Below are 17,946 nucleotides of genomic sequence, written 5' to 3' on the forward strand. Positions count from 1 at the left end.
TGTTTAGTTTTCAAAGTTCACTTCGCCGCTTCAGAAGCGACTTTTAAATCATATCATTTAAAGCTTGTTTTAGTCAACAACTTTTTAAATGTATTTTGATTTTTATTTCGTTTGTTTTCCCTCGTTTGGGACAACATAAAATAATATACCAGCTATTTTAGTTAATTACAATACTAAAATAAAAATACTACTATTCAGAACTATTAAGTTATAGTAGTCTTCATCCACATTACCTCTATATATTATGATAAAAATAAAACCAGCCTCCTAATTTTGGAGGCTGGTTCTTAACGTTCTATTTTTACCTATTCTCTAAAAAATGCTAGGAATAATAGGAATACTACACACAACACATACATTACAGGATGAATTTTTTTCGTTTTTCCAGCTGCAATCATTGAAATCGGATAGAAAATGAAACCAACTGCAATACCAGTTGCAATACTATAAGTTAAAGGCATTGCAATAATTGTAAAGAATGCTGGAACAGCAATTTCGAATTTTTTCCAATCAATTTGACCAATTGATGAAACCATTAAAACTCCGACTACGATTAAAGCAGGTGAAGTTACCGCTGCAGTTACAACCCCTAATAGTGGTGCAAAGAATAATGCTAGTAAGAATAAGATACCAGTAACTACTGCAGAGAATCCAGTACGTCCACCAGCAGCTACACCAGCAGTTGACTCAATATAAGAAGTAGTAGTACTTGTACCTAAAGTTGAACCAACTACTACAGCAGTTGCATCAACCATTAATGCTTTACCAGCTCTTTCAAGTTTGTTTTCTTTTAATAATCCAGCTTGGTTAGCTACAGCTACTAATGTTCCAGTTGCATCAAAGAAATCTACAATAAAGAAAGTTAATACTACAGCAAACATTTTACCTGAAGAGAAAACATCTGGAATATGTTTAATTGCTTGACCGAATGTTGGAGCAATACTTGGTACTGGACCAACAACTGAAGATGGTAAGTCGATAATTCCAAAAATCATACCTGCGATTGCAGTAATGATCATACCTAAAAATACACCAGCTTTTATTTTTCTAGCCATTAAAACTACTGTAATAACTAAACCGAAAATCGTTAATAAAACAGCAGGTTCATTTAATTTACCAAGTGATACGAATGTCGCAGGGTTACTTACGATAATCCCTGAGTTTTTTAAACCTACAAATGTAATAAAGAATCCAATACCGCTACCAATTGCTAATTTTAATTCAATTGGGATTGCATTTATAATTTGTTCACGAAGACCAGTTAATGAAAGAATGATAAAAATGATACCTGATACGAATACGCCAGCTAATGCCGTTTGCCATGGAATACCCATTCCAAGAACTACGTTAAAAGCAAAGAATGCATTTAATCCCATACCTGGTGCTAAAGCAATTGGATATTTCGCATAAATACCCATTAAAATCGATCCATATGCTGCAGCTAAAGATGTAGCTACAAAGATTGCCTCTTTATTCATTCTTAAAGCTTCTGGGAAATCCTTTATATCTGATAATGATAAAATCGATGGATTTACAAATAATATATAAGCCATTGCTAAGAATGTAGTTAAACCAGCAATTGTTTCTTGACGATATGATGTGCCTAACTTGTTGAACTCAAAATAATTACTGATACGTTCTTTCATGTGATCCTCCTAAGTTTTAGTCTTAAAAGTCGGTCTCTATTGTTTAAAATAGAAAAGGCACTTTTACACAATGGTAAAAGCGCCTATCACGAGCAGTTTCATTCTGAAGTTTGTTAACCCTAGATTAGTAGAATAATAGCAAAATAGTAGGTTAATAACTTTCAGAAATCATTACTTCGTAGTCCGCCATTTTACGGTGGCAGGTAGAGACGCTAGTCCATATTTACTAGCCTATACGACAAGTTATGACAAATAATTTATTTAATTTACATCCTTATCTTACAATCAGTTTCGATTAGTGTCAACAAAAAAACGAATATTTTTTATAAAATATTCGTTTTCGTTCGCTTTTAACATATTTTAGTTATTCAGTTAGACTTCATCATTTGGAAAAACAAATTATAGTCAAATAAAACACTTAATTAACAGTAAATTCTAATAACTATTGTACTATAAACTGTTCAATAAATGACAAATTTCAACAAAAAAAACTATAATCACTTACAAAAGAAGAGATTTAGCCATATTTACTATTTTTAATACTTATTTTGTTTTCCTATCGTCTTTTAATAATACAAATAATAACGTTGCAATTACAAAACCAAGAATTACTACGATTATCTTTAGTAAATTTATATTATAAAATAATTGAAACACTCTCTTACTTCCTAATACACCCCAATAAACTAAAAAAAAAGTATTATACTTGATAAAAAAGTTTGTTTTACTCACCTGGGGATACGAATCCATATTTCTATAAGTTTCTGCAGTTTCCGACCCTCTCAAGTAAAAATACCAATTATAAACCAAAATTATCACAGGATACGATCACAAGTTTCGGCTAATTGTTACAAACTGAGGTCAAATCTCAAGATAAAATAAAAAAGCCATGAACCCAATAAGGGTTTATGGCTTTTTCTTATTATTCCCACTCAATCGTTGCAGGTGGCTTACTAGTTATATCATAAACTATACGGTTTACATGTTTAACTTCATTTACAATACGAGTTGAGATTTTTTGTAGTACATCCCAATCAATACGTGCCCAGTCAGCAGTCATTCCATCGATAGATGTAACTGCACGAATACCTACAGTGTAATCATACGTACGTTCGTCACCCATTACACCAACACTACGGATGTCAGGTAATACTGTGAAATATTGCCAAATCTCTTTATCTAAACCAGATAAAGCAATTTCTTCACGTAAAATTGCATCTGATTCACGAACGATTTCAAGTTTTTGATCAGTAATTTCACCTAATACACGAATTCCTAGACCTGGTCCTGGGAATGGTTGTCTCCAAACGATTGCATCTGGAATTCCTAGTTCAGTTCCAACTGCACGTACTTCGTCTTTAAATAATGTATTTAAAGGCTCGATTAACGTGAATTGCATGTCTTCAGGTAATCCACCTACATTATGATGTGATTTAATTGTTTGAGCTGTAGCCGTACCGCTCTCGATAATATCTGTATAAAGAGTTCCTTGAGCTAAGAAATCCATACCTTCTAATTTAGCGGCTTCATCATCAAACACATAGATGAATTCATTACCGATAATTTTACGTTTTTCTTCTGGATCAGAAACGCCAGCAAGTTTACTTAAGAAGCGCTCTCTAGCATCTACTTTAATTACGTTCATGTGGAAGCCTTCGCTAAACGTCTTCATAACGCCTTCAGCTTCATCTTTACGTAATAAACCATGGTCAACGAAGATACATGTTAATTGATCTCCAATTGCTTTGTGAATTAATACTGCAACTACTGAAGAATCAACACCACCACTAAGTGCACAAAGTACTTTTTTGTCGCCAACAGTATTACGAATAGTTTCAAGTTGAACTTCAATATAGTTTTTCATTGACCAGTTTGATTCACATTCGCAAATATTGAATACAAAATTCTTTAATAGATCATTTCCGTATTCAGAGTGGCGAACTTCTGGATGGAATTGTACACCATACATTTTTTTAGCTTCGTTACTCATTGCTGCGATTGGGCAAGAAGCACTAGTTGCATCTACTACGAATCCTTCTGGTTGTTGAGTTACTTTATCACCATGACTCATCCAAACTACATGGTCTGAAGGTAGGTCTTTTAATAAAGCAGACGGATTTTGAATATTTAATTCAGCTTTACCGTATTCACGTTGGTCAGCTCTAGCTACCGTTCCACCAAAATGTTGCGTCATTAACTGCATTCCGTAACAAATACCTAAGATTGGAATTTCTAAATCAAAAATTGCTTCATCACAGAAAAAAGCATTTTCACCATATACGCTATTTGGTCCGCCAGAGAAAACGATCCCTTTAGCGCCCATTTGCTTAATTTCCTCTGCAGTTATTGTATGAGGACGTAATTCACTATAAACGCCAAACTCACGGATACGTCGTGCTATAAGTTGGTTATATTGACTTCCAAAATCTAGTACTACAATTGTGTCATGTTGTTGCAAAACGGTCACCCCATCTATATATATTGAATTAACGTATCAGTTAAACTGATACTATTTTTCCCAAAAAAAATAAAAAAAGCCGATTTTCTACTCTTTTTACATACGAAAAATACGCATAAGAAGGCAGAAAATCAGACTTAAGTTAAACAAAGTCAGACTGCCTTCATAGTCAGGGCATGTTACGGCGCCCCGGTAGAGACTCTCGACCCATATTGTCGAGGATATATGAAGAATAATGACGAATATTGTATTATTGTCTCATTCTAACAATGTATAATTTTTCGGTCAAGGTATTTCATTGCATAAAAAAAATAAATTTTTGTGTAAACGTTACAACTTGTCATGAATAAGATTATAGTGTATCTTTTAACTAACGAACGGTAGGTAGTTTATCAGAACAAAATCATTTTATTAGTCTGCTATAAGGGAGAGATTTTTTATGAGTTGGATTTACTTAGTTATAGCGGGAGTTTCCGAAATCGCTTGGGCATTTGGACTAAAATACTCAGAAGGATTTACAAATTTGTTGCCAACAATTTTAACGATAGCTGGGATCTTGTTCAGCTTTTATTTATTTTCAAAAGCAATAAGAGATATTCCAATAGGTACTGCCTACGCAGTTTTTACAGGAATCGGTTCCGTTGGGACAGTAATTATAGGAATGTTATTTTTAAATGAATCAGCCTCTATAATAAAAGTTATTCTCGTAATTACATTATTATCTGGAATTATTGGCTTAAAATTAACTTCAGGTGATAAAAAAGCAGAGAAAGGAGATGCGGCATAAAATGGCTTGGTTATTTTTATTTATTGCAGGTTTGGGTGAAGTTGGCTTTGTCATTTTTATGAAGCTATCTAATAATTTTAAAAAACTTAACTACTCCATTATGTGTATTTTATCTGGATGGACTAGTTTTTACTTATTATCAAAGGCCTTAAAGGTTATACCCGTCGGAACAGGTTATACAATCTGGACTGGTATAGGTGCCGCTGGTTCTGTTTTAATTGGCATGTTGTTCTTTAATGAATCACGCGAATGGAAGAGACTATTATTTATCACCTTAGTAATTGGATCTGTTATTGGTTTAAAAATCATCTCACCTCATTAAAAAAGTCCCTATTCGAAAAAGAAATAGGGATTTTTCTTTAGGAATTATGTGATCTCGTCTTTTAAAACAGCTTGCCCCAAGTATTTTTTCCAACAATTCCATCGACAACTAGTCCATTACTTGCTTGAAATTTTTTAACTGCATTTTCAGTAACTGGTCCAAAAATTCCATCTGCCGTTATTTTAAGTTTTTGTTGAACCTTTTTTACAGATTCACCTCTTGAACCTTCTTTTAAAATACCAGGGTAAGGAACTGGATCTGTTTGGGTTATCGGGGGATTTAAGATTGCATTCACTTGTGCTTTAAAGTCGTTAAATCGATCGGGGTTGTCTATGAAGGTTTTTGGACACGGCTTATGTGTTATGTCATAATGTCTTACAATGTCATTTGCATTTAATTTAAACAGCTTACACAATTCAGCAATTACTCTGATCGTACGTGTTAATGTATATTGTGAAATAGTACCATCCTTTTCGACACACATTTCAACACCGATTGAAAGCTTATTTGCGTTCGGAGCGAGTTCATCCACCCCTCTATACACACCACCATTACTATTTCTTTCATAATGATCATTCGCATGATAAGCTACTTCATCAAGCGGAATAATACAGATTGCCTCTTTCGAATCAACAAAAATATGAGCAGATGCATATGTTTTATTTTTTATCGCTATACCGTTAAAATACCTTTGGTGACTTTGTGCACTTGCCCCCGGATTGGCTGTCCAATGCAGTACAATTTTTCTAACTTCTTTCAATTTTATTGACGGCCTCGTATACTTGTTCATCGAAATAAAATCATTTCTCCAAGTTGCCAAAACTAGCACTCCTTTTCAATATTGGCATGTCCAAACAATCATCTTTCGAATACTTGGACATGTATATTAATACAGTATTCTGAAAGATAAAAATCGTTACATACAAAAAAAGAGAGTATTAGATACTCCCAAAAATGATTAACTTAACTACTTATTTTTTAGTGGTTTAACATAAATTGCTTGTGATGAATTAACAGATATACAACCATCCAAATCTTTCTCTTTTAGCAATCCCAAATTAATAGCAGACTTGATTTTATCTCCATCTGGTTTTCTAACAATTTGTATTAAATCAGACAGGTTTAGTTCTTCTAATTTATTAATTGTCTTCTCCTCATTAAATTTCTCTTTTTTTCTTATGATTCGTTCAAGTTTTAAATTATTAATAATTAGCTCACCTTTTTCATTCATTCCAACTTGATGATCAAAGTATCCATGAAAAATCTTTTGTAATTCTTCTAACTGATTTTCAATATCTTTCTTTTTTTGACTCAAATCATAGTACTCGTTCAACATCGGTTCTGTAATTTTGAAATTATTTTTCCTCCCCATTTCATAACACCACTTTTCATAAGAAGATAATTAATCTTATTGTGAAATTAGACGAGTTATGACTTGAAATACATTTGAATTAAAAGTACATTAACTAGTGGAAGACTAAAAATAGAGTGAATTATTGCTATATAAGAAAACAAAAATATTTATGTTATTTATATATATCAAATGAAAAAGAAAGGAATCTTGATTATGTTGAAAAGCAACAATCATGATAGCGAAATGAAAAATGTTTATTGAGCCAATGCTATTACAAAATGCTGATAAACCATTTGACTCTGATCAACATTATTTTGAATTGAAATCAAATGGTATTCGAATGATGCTTGAAAGGCAAAATGGAAAGAATAAACTTTTTAATCGAAATGGTACCGAGATTACGGAGAGAATCCCTGAACTCGAAAATATCGACTTAGATGATTGTTACTTAGACGGTGTTTTAGTTTGTTATAATGACGGCAGAGAGGATTTTGAAGCTGCAACCAATCGAGTAAGTTTTATTCAAGAATACAAAATAATACAAGGAAGCAAACAATTTCCATTAACATATATCGTTTTTGATATTTTACGTCTTAAAAATAAAAACTTAATGAAGGAACCTTTATCTTATCGAAAAAAAATCCTTTCAGAAACTATAGTAGATCAAGAATCAATTAAAAAAAGTTTTTATATCGAATCGGAAGGTGAGATGTTTTTTGAGCAAATTAAAACTCTTGGACTTGAAGGTATAGTAGCTAAATCAAAAGATTCTACTTATATACCAGCACATCGATCACTAAATTGGTTAAAAATTATTAACTGGAGATATAGTAATTACTATATAACGGGCTATAAAAAACAAGGAATGGGATTATTAATCTCGGAATTAAAAAATGGTGAGTATGTAAATGTAGGGATAGTAGAGTTCGGGATGAATACCGGCCAAAAAACAGCTTTCTTTAGTCTAACTAAGCATATAAAAACTGGAGAAGACAAAAATTATATTTTTGTAGAACCATTAGTTCGATGTGTGATAAAAAGTAGAAGTCAATTAAATAGCGGAGAATTAATTGAACCTATATTCCATGACTTTATCGTTTAAAAATAACTTTTTCAGAGTAATGATCTAGCCCCCTTTAAAGTAGAAAGTATTTGTAGATTTTTACTTACACGAAGGGGTTTTTTATTTTCTATTTTAATATAAGCCATAATATGATCAACCAAAATGGTATAGAAAATAAAAGACCAAAAAGGCATCCTCTATATAAACCAAAATTCATCTAAATCATCCTTAAAAAGTTATTTGATCTAATTACAATATCGCATCAAAGGTTTTCTGCTTTTATCAAATTTACTATACATAGTTAAACTATATATAGTCAATAAAGCCTAAGTCTTATTTAATTCAATTTCTCCAATCTAATACCAGTTAGTTATTCTCATTATCGACTACTCCAATAGTAAATAATCGAAACATAAAAATAAAAAACCTATAAAAGTCCCAGGTTTTTTACTTTATTTCACTATATTTGCTAGCAATATGACTGTGAAATGAAGTCTAATATAAGTACGAACATAAAACCCTTAAATGCCACCTTTTAGAACGATTCTTATAACTGCCATAATAATTGCTCCAATAATTAAACGTACAGTCCAACTTGTATTACTTTTAATTCTCTCAATTTTTTGTTCAACCTTTACAATAGTACTCTCTGCCACTGCCAAACGTTCTTTAATTTCTGCTATTTTTTCCTGTATTTCTTTTATTTCGTCTACCTATATCCCCTCATTTCTTTATAGCTTGTCCTTCACTTAATATATTCAGAAATTATTAAATTTGTTAATAAAAAAGTAATAAAAAACTTTCATAAGAAAACCTAAATCAGAATCACAAACAGAATGGACTTTTAATCACCTAAATACTTCACAAGACCATGTCTATTTTGATTAAGTTTTTAAATAAGATTGCGATCATAGACGAAAAAAAAAACCCTTGATAGCTCAAGGGTTTTTTCTTTATTACATCATGCCGCCCATGCCCATGCCGCCCATGTCAGGCATTGCTGGAGCATTTTTCTCAGGGATATCAGCTACTACTGCTTCAGTTGTTAAGAACATAGCTGAAACAGATGCTGCGTTTTGAAGTGCAGAACGTGTAACTTTAGTTGGGTCAACGATACCTTCTTCGATCATGTTTACCCATTGTCCGTTAGCAGCATTGAAACCAACGCCAACTTCCGCACCTTTTAATTTTTCAATAATTACTGATCCTTCTAGACCAGCATTAGTAGCGATTTGACGAACTGGAGATTCAAGTGCACGTAATACGATGTTGATACCTGTTGCTACGTCACCTTCTGCTTCGATTGCAGCTACTTTATTGTATACGCTCATTAATGCAGTACCACCACCAGCTACAATACCTTCTTCAACTGCAGCACGTGTTGAGTTTAATGCATCTTCAATACGTAATTTACGTTCTTTTAATTCAGTTTCAGTTGCAGCACCAACTTTAATTACTGCTACACCACCAGCTAATTTAGCTAAACGCTCTTGTAATTTTTCGCGATCAAATTCAGAAGTAGTTTCTTCTAATTGAGCACGAATTACGCCGATACGTCTTTGGATAGCTTCAGTTTCACCAGCACCTTCAACGATTGTTGTGTTTTCTTTTGTTACTACAACTTTTGAAGCACGACCTAATTGAGTGATGTTAGTTGTTTTAAGATCTAATCCTAATTCTTCTGTAATCACTTCACCGCCAGTTAAGATCGCGATATCTTCTAACATTGCTTTACGACGGTCACCGAAGCCAGGAGCTTTAACAGTAACTGCATTGAACGTACCACGTAATTTATTTACGATGATCGTTGCTTGTGCTTCACCTTCAACATCCTCAGCAATGATTAATAGTGGCTTACCTTGTTGAACAACTTGCTCAAGTACTGGTAAGATTTCTTGAATGTTTGTTACTTTTTTATCTGTGATTAAAATATATGGATTTTCTAATTCAGCAACCATTTTCTCTGAATTTGTAACCATGTAAGGAGAAGAGTATCCACGGTCAAATTGCATACCTTCTACTACTTCTAACTCAGTTGTGAAACCTTTTGATTCCTCAAGAGTAATAACTCCATCGTTACCAACGCGCTCCATTGCTTCAGCGATTAATTGTCCAACTTCTGGATCCGCTGAAGAAATTGCAGCAACTTGTGCGATTGACTCTTTACCTTCAATTGGTTTTGAGATTGTTTTTAATTCTTCGATTGCTACAGCAACTGCTTTTTCGATACCTTTACGGATACCCATTGGATTTGCACCAGCAGTTACGTTTTTAAGACCCTCACGAATCATAGCTTGAGCTAAAACTGTCGCAGTTGTTGTACCGTCCCCAGCAACATCATTTGTTTTGCTAGCAACTTCTGCAACTAATTTTGCACCCATATTTTCAAATGCATCTTCTAATTCGATTTCTTTTGCGATTGTAACACCATCATTTGTAATTAATGGAGACCCGAATTTTTTCTCAAGAACTACGTTACGTCCTTTTGGTCCTAAAGTTACTTTTACAGCATCAGCTAAAGCGTCTACACCACGTAACATTGCGCGACGTGCTTCTTCACCAAATCTAATGTCCTTTGCCATGTAAATGACCTCCTTATAATATAAAAAATATATTTTTTAATTTAAGTATTTTTATTTTATTAACCTATGATTGCAAGTATATCGTTTTCGCGAAGTACTAAGTATTCAGTACCACCGTACTTAACTTCTGTTCCTGAATATTTAGAGAAGATAATGCGGTCACCTACAGATACTTCTAAAGCTACGCGCTCACCATTTTCAAGTACTCGGCCAGTACCTACTGCAACAACTTTGCCTTCTTGTGGCTTTTCTTGTGCACTACCTGGTAACACGATACCACTAGCAGTTTTTTCTTCAGACTCAACAAGCTCAATTACAACACGATCACCTAATGGCTTTAACATGTGTAATACCTCCTCAATAATCAAATCATTATTTTTTAGCACTCATGTATATTGAGTGCTAACACAATTATTAGTTTAAATAATATCAAAAAATTTTGCAAGCCCGAAGCAGGCACTTTTCTTGTCGAAATTTAATAAGTTTTTTTCTTTACAATCAAAAGTAAAATAAAAAGTGAAAATTTCTTTTAAGAAACAAAAGAAACGAGTAAAATAATGTACGTGTTGTTATAAACCTTTGGGTTATGAAAAATATCAACACAAAGGAGCTAACGTATTGAAAACTAGAGATTTATGGATTTTATTAACGTATGTCGTTCTTCAATATTCAGCGGTATTTGGGGTGCCCTATTTATTAAATAGTAACTTATACGTTGGAGTAGATCAGAAAACAGCTTCTCTTGAAGCGGTGGCATTATGGGGTTGTATTAGTTTTGTAAGTGGATTAATTATTATTCTTATCTTATTACATAAGCCCATTTATGAAGGAATAAAGAATCTAAAAACTAATTATCGTACAATAATAAATTGGGTTATTTTAGGTTACTTCATAACAATGCTAACTCAAATTGTTTGTAATTTAATTTTAATTTATGTACTTGATTTACATAAGGGCTCAGAAAATACTCAAAATATCATAAACATCGCTAAGCTTAACCCGGCTTTTATTATCATCCCAAGTCTGGTTGCACCAATTTTAGAAGAGATTATTTTTCGACGAATCATTTTTAGAAGGCTTTATAATCGATTACCATTTATTATTTCTGCTGGGATTAGTTCAGCGATCTTTTCGCTTATGCACGGAGACTTGCCCTTCTTTTTATCTTACTTTCTAATCGGTTTTGTATTTTGTTATCTGTATAAACGAACAAACTCAATTATGGTACCAATCTTAACACATATGCTAATGAACTCTTTTGTCGTTTTTCAGCAGATCAATTTACATTAAAAACCCCCATGTTTTTGGGGGTTTCAGACTGTTGACAAGCGCTTGCAATCAGTCTGAAAATCGAGTTCGAGTTTAAAGAACTTTGTCCACAAAATAAAACCCCCATGTTTTTGGGGGTTTTTATTTTAATATGAATTTATTGTTGTAAAAAATATGCCAATGTTTGAAGTTCAACTGCTAAGTCTATATGATGAATGCGAATATGTTCTGGTACACTAATTCGTGCAGGTGTGAAATTTAAAATTCCTCTAATATTTTTTCCATTTAATCGATCAGCTATTGATTGTGCTACAGGTGCAGGAACTGTTAATATAACGATTTGAATATCTTCATTCATAACTTCCTCTAGATGATCTAGATTATAAACGGGTACCCCACCTATTTCAGTACCTATTTTATTTGGATCAATATCAAATGCCATCTCAATTTTTGTATTATTATTTTTTATAAAATTATAGTGTAAGAATGCAGTTCCTAAATTACCAACACCAATTAATGCAACTTTCATAACTTCATGCTGGTTAAGCGCTTTCGAGAAAAAAGTTAATAAATAATTTACGTTATAGCCATAACCTTTTTTACCAAGTGCTCCAAAATATGAAAAATCTCTTCTGATTGTAGCGGAATCTACCTTTACTGCTTCACTTAACTCTGCTGAAGAAACTCTTTGTTTACCTGATAAAGACAAATTCTTTATAAAACGGTAATATAAAGGTAGACGTTTAGCAGTAGCTTGTGGAATTTTAATTTGTTCCGAATCCATTTTTTAATCCCCCACTTACTGTAATTCTTTTTACTATGGTGTGTAATTTGACTTTATTTTAGTAATAAAGTACTTGTTCTAATGTAAAATATACACTATATTTAAGAATTTTGACAGTCTACAGTTACATAGATAAAAAATTTTGCAATGAGGTGTTATCCATGATTCTTTTACAAGTAAATAATGTCTCAAAGTATTTTGGTAGTGACATTATACTTTCAAATATAAAATTAGAAGTTCAAACGAGTGATCGAGTTGCCATTGTTGGACGTAATGGTGCGGGAAAATCTACATTATTGAAAATAATAGCAGGTGAAATATCCTATGATGGCGGTGAAATAAATAAACCTAAAGACGTTACTGTAGGCTACCTAGCCCAAAACTCAGGTTTACAAAGCGATAAAACGATTTGGGAAGAATATTATTCTGTATTTAATCATTTAGTAGAGATGCAGGAAAATATGAGAAAATTAGAAGTTAAAATGACTAGGGAGGATGTCTATTCTAATCAAACTGTTTATGACAAGGTTATGAATGAATATGATCATCTTCAATATACATTCAAAGAAAACGGTGGTTACCAGTTTGAAGCAGATATTCGTTCAATAATTAGTGGTTTAGGTTTTAGTAATGAAGATTACGAAACAAAAATTTCTTCATTAAGCGGTGGACAAAAGACAAGACTGGCATTAGGTAAGCTATTATTGACGAAGCCTGATTTGTTAATCTTGGATGAGCCTACGAACCATTTAGATATTGACACTCTTAGTTGGTTAGAGCGCTACTTACAGTCATACCCTGGTGCAGTATTAATCGTTTCCCACGATCGATATTTCCTTGATCAAGTTGTTAATATTGTTTATGAAATATCTAATCATAAGCATCAACGATTTGTTGGGAATTATAGTAAGTACCTTGAACTAAAGGCAGCTCAATATGAACAAGAGTTAAAACAGTTCGAAAAGCAACAAGAGGAAATCTCTAAACTTGAAGATTTTGTGCAGCGTAATATTGCGCGTGCTTCAACTACTAAAAGAGCTCAAAGTCGTAGGAAACAATTAGATCGAATGGTTCGATTAGACAGGCCACTTGGTGACGAGTCTTCGGCTAATTTTTCATTTACCATTGAAAAACAAAGCGGTAATGATGTGTTGTCTGTACAAGATTTATTTATTGGCTATGATCGTATCCCAACAATTGATCAGACGATGAGATTCGTACTGAATCGAGGCGATAGTGTCGCATTAGTCGGTCCAAATGGTGTTGGTAAATCGACATTACTTAAAACGATTATTGGAGATTTAGAAAAATTACAAGGAACGATTGATTTTGGTGCAAATGTTTCAGTTGGTTATTATGATCAAGAGCAAGCAAAACTAACTTCTAATAAAAGAGTATTAGAAGAACTTTGGGATGATTATCCATTAATGGCCGAACAAGAAATTCGAACAATATTAGGGAACTTTTTATTTTCAGGAGATGATGTGACAAAAATTGTTACCTCTTTAAGTGGTGGAGAAAAGGCTAGATTAGCTTTAGCTAAGCTTATGATGAAAAAAGCTAATTTCTTAATTCTTGATGAACCTACTAACCATTTAGATTTAGATAGTAAAGAAGTGTTAGAAAATGCTTTATTAGATTACCCTGGAACGATTTTATTTGTTTCTCATGATCGTTACTTTATGAACAGATTATCCACAAAAACTTTTGAACTAGCAAAAGCAGGATTATCAATTTATTTGGGTGATTATGACTATTACCAATTTAAGAAAAACGAAGCATTTGAAAAAGAACAAGCAGAAAAAGAGGCTACATTAGCACAAGTTAAACAATCTACTCAACCAATTTCTGATTATCAACAAGACAAAGAATTGAAGAAAAAAATCCGTCAAACTCAGCGCCGTATAGAGGAGATTGAAAGTTATATAACGCAATTTGAGCTTGATATAGAGACGATCGAACTAGAATTATGTAAGCCAGAAGTTTACGGTAATTTTCAATTAGTACAAGAATTAACAAATAAGAAAAATGATATCGAAGCTAAGTTAATAGACCTAATGGAAGAATGGGAGAACTTACAAGAATAATGACTAAACGGATAAGCTTTTTGCTATCCGTTTTTTCTTATCTACATATTTATCCACATATATTCAATTATCATTTAGCTTTTACACAGGTTTATACACATTATCCACAGTAAAACAGTAATGTTATACACAATTTTGTACACATAGTTTAATAAGTTTTTAACAAATAAAAAGTACTTATCCACATTTTATAAAAAAATTGTGAATAAGTACTTCTTACATATTCTCTAAATCCAAACCTGGATTCCCGTTTAATGCCAAATTACCTAGTTTCCCTTGTTTTAAACGGATAAATGCAGCAGCACCAATCATCGCAGCATTATCTGTACAAAGTGATAGTGGTGGTATAACTAAATCTATATTACTCAAAGCATTCATCTCTTCTTGTAATGTAGCTCTCAACCCTTTATTAGCTGCAACTCCTCCGGCTAATAAAACTTGTTTTACATTATATTCTTTTGCAGCTTGAATTGTTTTTGAAACAATTACTTCAATTACACTCTCTTGAAAGCTTGCTGCTACATCAGCTGGTGATACTTCCTCGCCTCTTTGTTCAGCATTATGCATATAATTAATAACTGCTGACTTTAATCCACTAAAACTAAAATCATAGCTTCCCTCTTCTAACCATGCTCTAGGAAAAGGAATAGTTGCATTTCCTTCTTGTGCTAGACGATCAATGTGAGGGCCACCTGGATAAGGTAGTTTAAGTGTTCTAGCGACCTTATCATAAGCTTCTCCTGCTGCATCATCCCTTGTTTCACCTATTACCTCAAAAATGCCATCTTCCTTCATGTAGACAAGCTCTGTATGTCCACCAGAAACTACTAAGGTTAATAGTGGATATTGCAGGGGCTGTACAAGTTGATTAGCATAAATATGACCCGCAATGTGGTGTACTCCTATAAGCGGTAGTCCATGTGCAAATGCAATTGCTTTTGCCGCATTTACCCCAATTAGTAACGCTCCAACAAGTCCTGGGCCTTCTGTAACTGCAACTGCAGCTAAATCTTCATATTCTACTTGTGCTTGCTTCATAGCTTCTTCGATTACCAAAGTTATTTGCTCAACATGTAATCGTGATGCAACTTCAGGTACTACTCCACCAAAACGTTTATGAATATCTATCTGAGTAGCTACTACATTACTTAAAATTTCATTTCCATTTTTAACAACTGCGGCTGAAGTTTCATCACAGCTTGTCTCTATAGCAAGAATTAAACAATTTTCATTTATCATTTCAAATTCACCCACATAACTAATGCATCCTCAAAATTATCTGTATAATAGCTTTTTCGAATACCACCATCTTGGAATCCCAGCTTTCGATATAGGCCCATTGCTACATGATTTGATACCCTTACTTCTAAAGTTAATGTATCAGCTCCAAGATTTTTAGCAGTTTCCATTACTGCCCGAAGTAACTTTTCGCCAAGGCCTACTCCCCTATAATCTGGCAAAATAGCTATATTTGTAATATGTCCCTCGTCAATAACCACCCATAATCCACAATAACCAATTATTTTCTCATCAACTTCAGCCACTATATAATTGGCAAATTGATTTGAATATAATTCATTATAAAAAGCATCATATGTCCATGGTGTAGGGAATGATAGTTTTTCAATTTCTACTATTTGATCTAAATCTTCTTCTTTCATTTTACGAAAAGCAACCGATGAGATCATAATATCCTCCTACTTTTCTTGGCTTGCTAGCCAATTAGCTTCTGCTTCTGATAATCTTAAATATTCTGGTGCAAAATTATGAACTGATTCTTCTTTTTCTTCTAAGCTACATGTAAACAGTTCACTTGGTCTCTGGTTATTCAAACTTTCTTTTGCAAAGACAGCTTTATCTTTTAAATGCTCAATAATAAATTCTTTATGAATTGATATATCATTACCAATAAATAAGATTTGTTCATTATAAGATTTAAGCTTTTCAATCCAGATACTTCGGTCAATATTGCAGTCTTCTAATACCTCATTGGTAACCTGACCTCTAAAATCATAAAGGCCTGTAAATAATAAGTTGCGTCTTGCATCAAATAGTGGGCAAACTAATCCATTAAAATATTGCCCGTTAGCAGCCAATACCTTCAAACTTGATACCCCGATAATTGGAATATTTAAAGTGAAAGCTAATGATTTAGCCACAGTTACACCAATGCGTACACCTGTATAAGAGCCTGGACCTTTTGCAACCACTATTTTAGATAGTTCCTTTGGTTTTATATTGCATTCTTCCATTAAAGTACTAATTGCGGGCATTAGTCGTACAGAATGGTTTTTATTAATAAATGTTATCGTTTCTCCAATAACAGATTGATCTTTTATTAGACTAATCCCCATAACATTTGTAGATGTATCAATTGCTAAAACGGTCATTGTTTATTAACTCCTTACAAATAAATTCATACCTAGATCCACTTGGAATAAAAGTAATCATTCTACCATTTTCTTCATGAGTTATTATGATTTTTAAGAATTCATTTGGTAAGTAATCTGAAATTAAATGAGCCCATTCTACAACACAAACACCTTCACCCATAAAATACTCATCAAAGCCTAAATCTTCACTACTACCTTCTAAACGATAAACATCCATATGATATAGAGGAATTCTACCTTTATATTCTTTAATAATATTAAAAGTTGGGCTATTAACCGTTCTTTTTACATCAAGGCCTTTAGCAAATCCTTTCGTAAAAGTGGTCTTTCCAGCTCCAAGATCTCCTTCTAATAAGATTACATCTTTTTGTTGCACTAGTTGTCCGAGAAAAAATGCAATTTCTTGAGTTTCTTCCTCAGTATTTGTATGTAAAACAATTTCCAATTACTTCACCACCAAAATTCTAACTCGTCTATTTCTAACTTTGCCATATTATATCATTTCAAAACATTAAGCGGATGTCAAACAGTAATATTCTTTTGAATAGTTTAGATAAATTATTGAAATTTATATTTAATTTGTATTCGTTTATTTTGTTACGTCTCTCGCTTATCGCATGTCGTAACCAGTGCCTTCTAGTCGCATAGGTTCCTTGTGATCTCCCTAGATTTCCTAATTAAGGTTGAGTTGAAAAGTCTTTGCTTCTGTCGGCTTCTGTTTTATACAGTTATAATCATTAAAAGTAATACTCTTACAAATAGATCTATTTAAATTTTACTCATTTCAAAAATAATAAAAAAAACGAAACAATTTTTTGTTTCGTTTTAAGAATCGTATGTATGGCGGTCCCGACCGGGATCGAACCGGCGATCTCCTGCGTGACAGGCAGGCATGTTAACCGCTACACCACGGGACCATTTTGGTTGCGGGGACAGGATTTGAACCTGCGACCTTCGGGTTATGAGCCCGACGAGCTACCAGACTGCTCCACCCCGCGATAATTAGGATATAAAATAGTCGATTTTACGAATATTTTATTACCCATAAAAAAATCTAAACCAGGCGACGTTCTACTCTCACAGGGGGAAACCCCCAACTACCATCGACGCTGAAGAGCTTAACTGCCGTGTTCGGTATGGGAACGGGTGTGACCTCTTCGCAATAATCACCTGATTTGTATTTGAGTTGTACTTCGTACCC

General features: G+C 33.2%; 17 protein-coding genes, 2 tRNA genes, 1 rRNA gene and 2 riboswitches. Of the genes, 5 read left to right on the forward strand and 15 right to left on the reverse strand.

The features are described from left to right. Positions 1–305: 305 nt before the first annotated feature. Both COI44_RS01455 and guaA read right to left on the reverse strand, forming a co-directional pair. Positions 306–1,634 carry an NCS2 family permease gene (locus COI44_RS01455; RefSeq protein ID WP_098426344.1) on the reverse strand — a complete coding sequence of 443 codons (1,329 nt, stop codon included), beginning with the start codon at positions 1,632–1,634 and terminating at the stop codon, positions 306–308. 171 nt (positions 1,635–1,805) lie between these two features. Beyond that, positions 1,806–1,905, reverse strand: a riboswitch (purine riboswitch). Between the two features lie 663 nt (positions 1,906–2,568). Next, positions 2,569–4,104, reverse strand: coding sequence for a glutamine-hydrolyzing GMP synthase (guaA, locus tag COI44_RS01460; protein ID WP_483295451.1), 1,536 nt, complete (start codon positions 4,102–4,104; stop codon positions 2,569–2,571). Positions 4,105–4,250: 146 nt separating this feature from the next. Then, a riboswitch (purine riboswitch) is annotated at positions 4,251–4,353 on the reverse strand. Between the two features lie 190 nt (positions 4,354–4,543). Here guaA and COI44_RS01465 point away from each other — a divergent pair. Together COI44_RS01465 and COI44_RS01470 are read left to right on the forward strand one after the other, a co-directional pair. Next, the gene (locus COI44_RS01465) at positions 4,544–4,891 is read left to right on the forward strand and encodes a DMT family transporter (protein WP_098426332.1); all 348 of its coding nucleotides are present in this window, start codon (positions 4,544–4,546) and stop codon (positions 4,889–4,891) included. A gap of 1 nt (position 4,892) precedes the next feature. Further along, the gene (locus COI44_RS01470; protein ID WP_098426333.1) at positions 4,893–5,213 is read left to right on the forward strand and encodes a DMT family transporter; all 321 of its coding nucleotides are present in this window, start codon (positions 4,893–4,895) and stop codon (positions 5,211–5,213) included. Positions 5,214–5,274: 61 nt separating this feature from the next. Here the strand turns inward: COI44_RS01470 and COI44_RS01475 are convergent, their stop codons facing one another. Both COI44_RS01475 and COI44_RS01480 read right to left on the reverse strand, forming a co-directional pair. Then, positions 5,275–6,033 carry a peptidoglycan recognition protein family protein gene (locus COI44_RS01475; RefSeq protein WP_098426334.1) on the reverse strand — a complete coding sequence of 253 codons (759 nt, stop codon included), beginning with the start codon at positions 6,031–6,033 and terminating at the stop codon, positions 5,275–5,277. Positions 6,034–6,180: 147 nt separating this feature from the next. Next, positions 6,181–6,585 (reverse strand): hypothetical protein, encoded by a 405-nt coding sequence (locus COI44_RS01480; RefSeq protein ID WP_098426335.1) that lies wholly within the window; start codon positions 6,583–6,585, stop codon positions 6,181–6,183. A gap of 232 nt (positions 6,586–6,817) precedes the next feature. On the opposite strand from COI44_RS01480, the gene COI44_RS01485 reads away from it, so the two are divergent. Next, on the forward strand, positions 6,818–7,669 hold the full coding sequence (locus COI44_RS01485) for an ATP-dependent DNA ligase (RefSeq protein ID WP_098426336.1): 852 nt from the start codon (positions 6,818–6,820) through the stop codon (positions 7,667–7,669). A 482-nt stretch (positions 7,670–8,151) separates the two neighbouring features. Here the strand turns inward: COI44_RS01485 and COI44_RS01490 are convergent, their stop codons facing one another. The 3 genes from COI44_RS01490 to groES form a co-directional block, all read right to left on the reverse strand. Continuing rightward, a complete protein-coding gene (locus COI44_RS01490; RefSeq protein WP_098426337.1) occupies positions 8,152–8,334 on the reverse strand; it encodes a hemolysin XhlA family protein in 183 nt (60 codons plus the stop codon). Positions 8,335–8,586: 252 nt separating this feature from the next. Continuing rightward, positions 8,587–10,212 (reverse strand): chaperonin GroEL, encoded by a 1,626-nt coding sequence (gene groL, locus COI44_RS01495; RefSeq protein WP_098426338.1) that lies wholly within the window; start codon positions 10,210–10,212, stop codon positions 8,587–8,589. A gap of 59 nt (positions 10,213–10,271) precedes the next feature. Further along, positions 10,272–10,556: a co-chaperone GroES gene (gene groES / locus COI44_RS01500; RefSeq protein WP_025672094.1), complete on the reverse strand. Its 285-nt coding sequence runs from the start codon at positions 10,554–10,556 to the stop codon at positions 10,272–10,274. 274 nt (positions 10,557–10,830) lie between these two features. On the opposite strand from groES, the gene COI44_RS01505 reads away from it, so the two are divergent. Continuing rightward, positions 10,831–11,502, forward strand: a complete 672-nt coding sequence (locus tag COI44_RS01505; protein ID WP_098426339.1) for a CPBP family intramembrane glutamic endopeptidase — start codon at positions 10,831–10,833, stop codon at positions 11,500–11,502. 136 nt (positions 11,503–11,638) lie between these two features. Here COI44_RS01505 and COI44_RS01510 read toward each other — a convergent pair whose 3' ends face one another. Further along, a complete protein-coding gene (locus COI44_RS01510; protein WP_098426340.1) occupies positions 11,639–12,265 on the reverse strand; it encodes a redox-sensing transcriptional repressor Rex in 627 nt (208 codons plus the stop codon). A gap of 161 nt (positions 12,266–12,426) precedes the next feature. Between COI44_RS01510 and COI44_RS01515 the strand changes: the two genes are divergently transcribed. Next, positions 12,427–14,352 (forward strand): ABC-F family ATP-binding cassette domain-containing protein, encoded by a 1,926-nt coding sequence (locus COI44_RS01515; protein ID WP_098426341.1) that lies wholly within the window; start codon positions 12,427–12,429, stop codon positions 14,350–14,352. Between the two features lie 216 nt (positions 14,353–14,568). On the opposite strand, the gene tsaD is transcribed toward COI44_RS01515, so the two are convergent. From tsaD to rrf, 7 genes are all read right to left on the reverse strand, one after another. Then, positions 14,569–15,591, reverse strand: coding sequence for a tRNA (adenosine(37)-N6)-threonylcarbamoyltransferase complex transferase subunit TsaD (gene tsaD / locus COI44_RS01520; protein WP_483295452.1), 1,023 nt, complete (start codon positions 15,589–15,591; stop codon positions 14,569–14,571). Continuing rightward, positions 15,588–16,040: a ribosomal protein S18-alanine N-acetyltransferase gene (gene rimI, locus COI44_RS01525; RefSeq protein ID WP_069033997.1), complete on the reverse strand. Its 453-nt coding sequence runs from the start codon at positions 16,038–16,040 to the stop codon at positions 15,588–15,590. Before rimI ends, tsaD begins: the two co-directional genes overlap by 4 nt. Before the next feature lie 9 nt (positions 16,041–16,049). After that, positions 16,050–16,742, reverse strand: a complete 693-nt coding sequence (gene tsaB / locus COI44_RS01530) for a tRNA (adenosine(37)-N6)-threonylcarbamoyltransferase complex dimerization subunit type 1 TsaB (RefSeq protein WP_098426343.1) — start codon at positions 16,740–16,742, stop codon at positions 16,050–16,052. Further along, a complete protein-coding gene (gene tsaE / locus COI44_RS01535) occupies positions 16,723–17,190 on the reverse strand; it encodes a tRNA (adenosine(37)-N6)-threonylcarbamoyltransferase complex ATPase subunit type 1 TsaE (protein ID WP_056470004.1) in 468 nt (155 codons plus the stop codon). The genes tsaB and tsaE overlap by 20 nt, the downstream gene beginning before the upstream one ends. A 396-nt stretch (positions 17,191–17,586) precedes the next feature. After that, a tRNA-Asp gene (locus COI44_RS01540) sits at positions 17,587–17,662 on the reverse strand. 4 nt (positions 17,663–17,666) lie between these two features. After that, positions 17,667–17,743 (reverse strand) — tRNA-Met (locus COI44_RS01545). A gap of 60 nt (positions 17,744–17,803) precedes the next feature. Beyond that, positions 17,804–17,919, reverse strand: a 5S ribosomal RNA gene (gene rrf / locus COI44_RS01550). Positions 17,920–17,946: the final 27 nt, after the last annotated feature.

Source organism: Bacillus sp. AFS088145, assembly GCF_002564465.1.
Lineage (GTDB): Bacteria > Bacillota > Bacilli > Bacillales > Bacillaceae_G > Gottfriedia.

Bases quoted from the DNA above. Each gene is read 5' to 3' on its own strand.
- COI44_RS01465 (WP_098426332.1), top strand. From the start codon at position 4,544: ATGAGTTGGATTTACTTAGTTATAGCGGGAGTTTCCGAAATCGCTTGG.
- COI44_RS01470 (WP_098426333.1), top strand. From the start codon at position 4,893: ATGGCTTGGTTATTTTTATTTATTGCAGGTTTGGGTGAAGTTGGCTTT.
- COI44_RS01480 (WP_098426335.1), bottom strand. From the start codon at position 6,585: ATGGGGAGGAAAAATAATTTCAAAATTACAGAACCGATGTTGAACGAG.
- COI44_RS01485 (WP_098426336.1), top strand. From the start codon at position 6,818: ATGTTTATTGAGCCAATGCTATTACAAAATGCTGATAAACCATTTGAC.
- groL (WP_098426338.1), bottom strand. From the start codon at position 10,212: ATGGCAAAGGACATTAGATTTGGTGAAGAAGCACGTCGCGCAATGTTA.
- groES (WP_025672094.1), bottom strand. From the start codon at position 10,556: ATGTTAAAGCCATTAGGTGATCGTGTTGTAATTGAGCTTGTTGAGTCT.
- COI44_RS01510 (WP_098426340.1), bottom strand. From the start codon at position 12,265: ATGGATTCGGAACAAATTAAAATTCCACAAGCTACTGCTAAACGTCTA.
- COI44_RS01515 (WP_098426341.1), top strand. From the start codon at position 12,427: ATGATTCTTTTACAAGTAAATAATGTCTCAAAGTATTTTGGTAGTGAC.
- tsaD (WP_483295452.1), bottom strand. From the start codon at position 15,591: ATGATAAATGAAAATTGTTTAATTCTTGCTATAGAGACAAGCTGTGAT.
- rimI (WP_069033997.1), bottom strand. From the start codon at position 16,040: ATGATCTCATCGGTTGCTTTTCGTAAAATGAAAGAAGAAGATTTAGAT.
- tsaB (WP_098426343.1), bottom strand. From the start codon at position 16,742: ATGACCGTTTTAGCAATTGATACATCTACAAATGTTATGGGGATTAGT.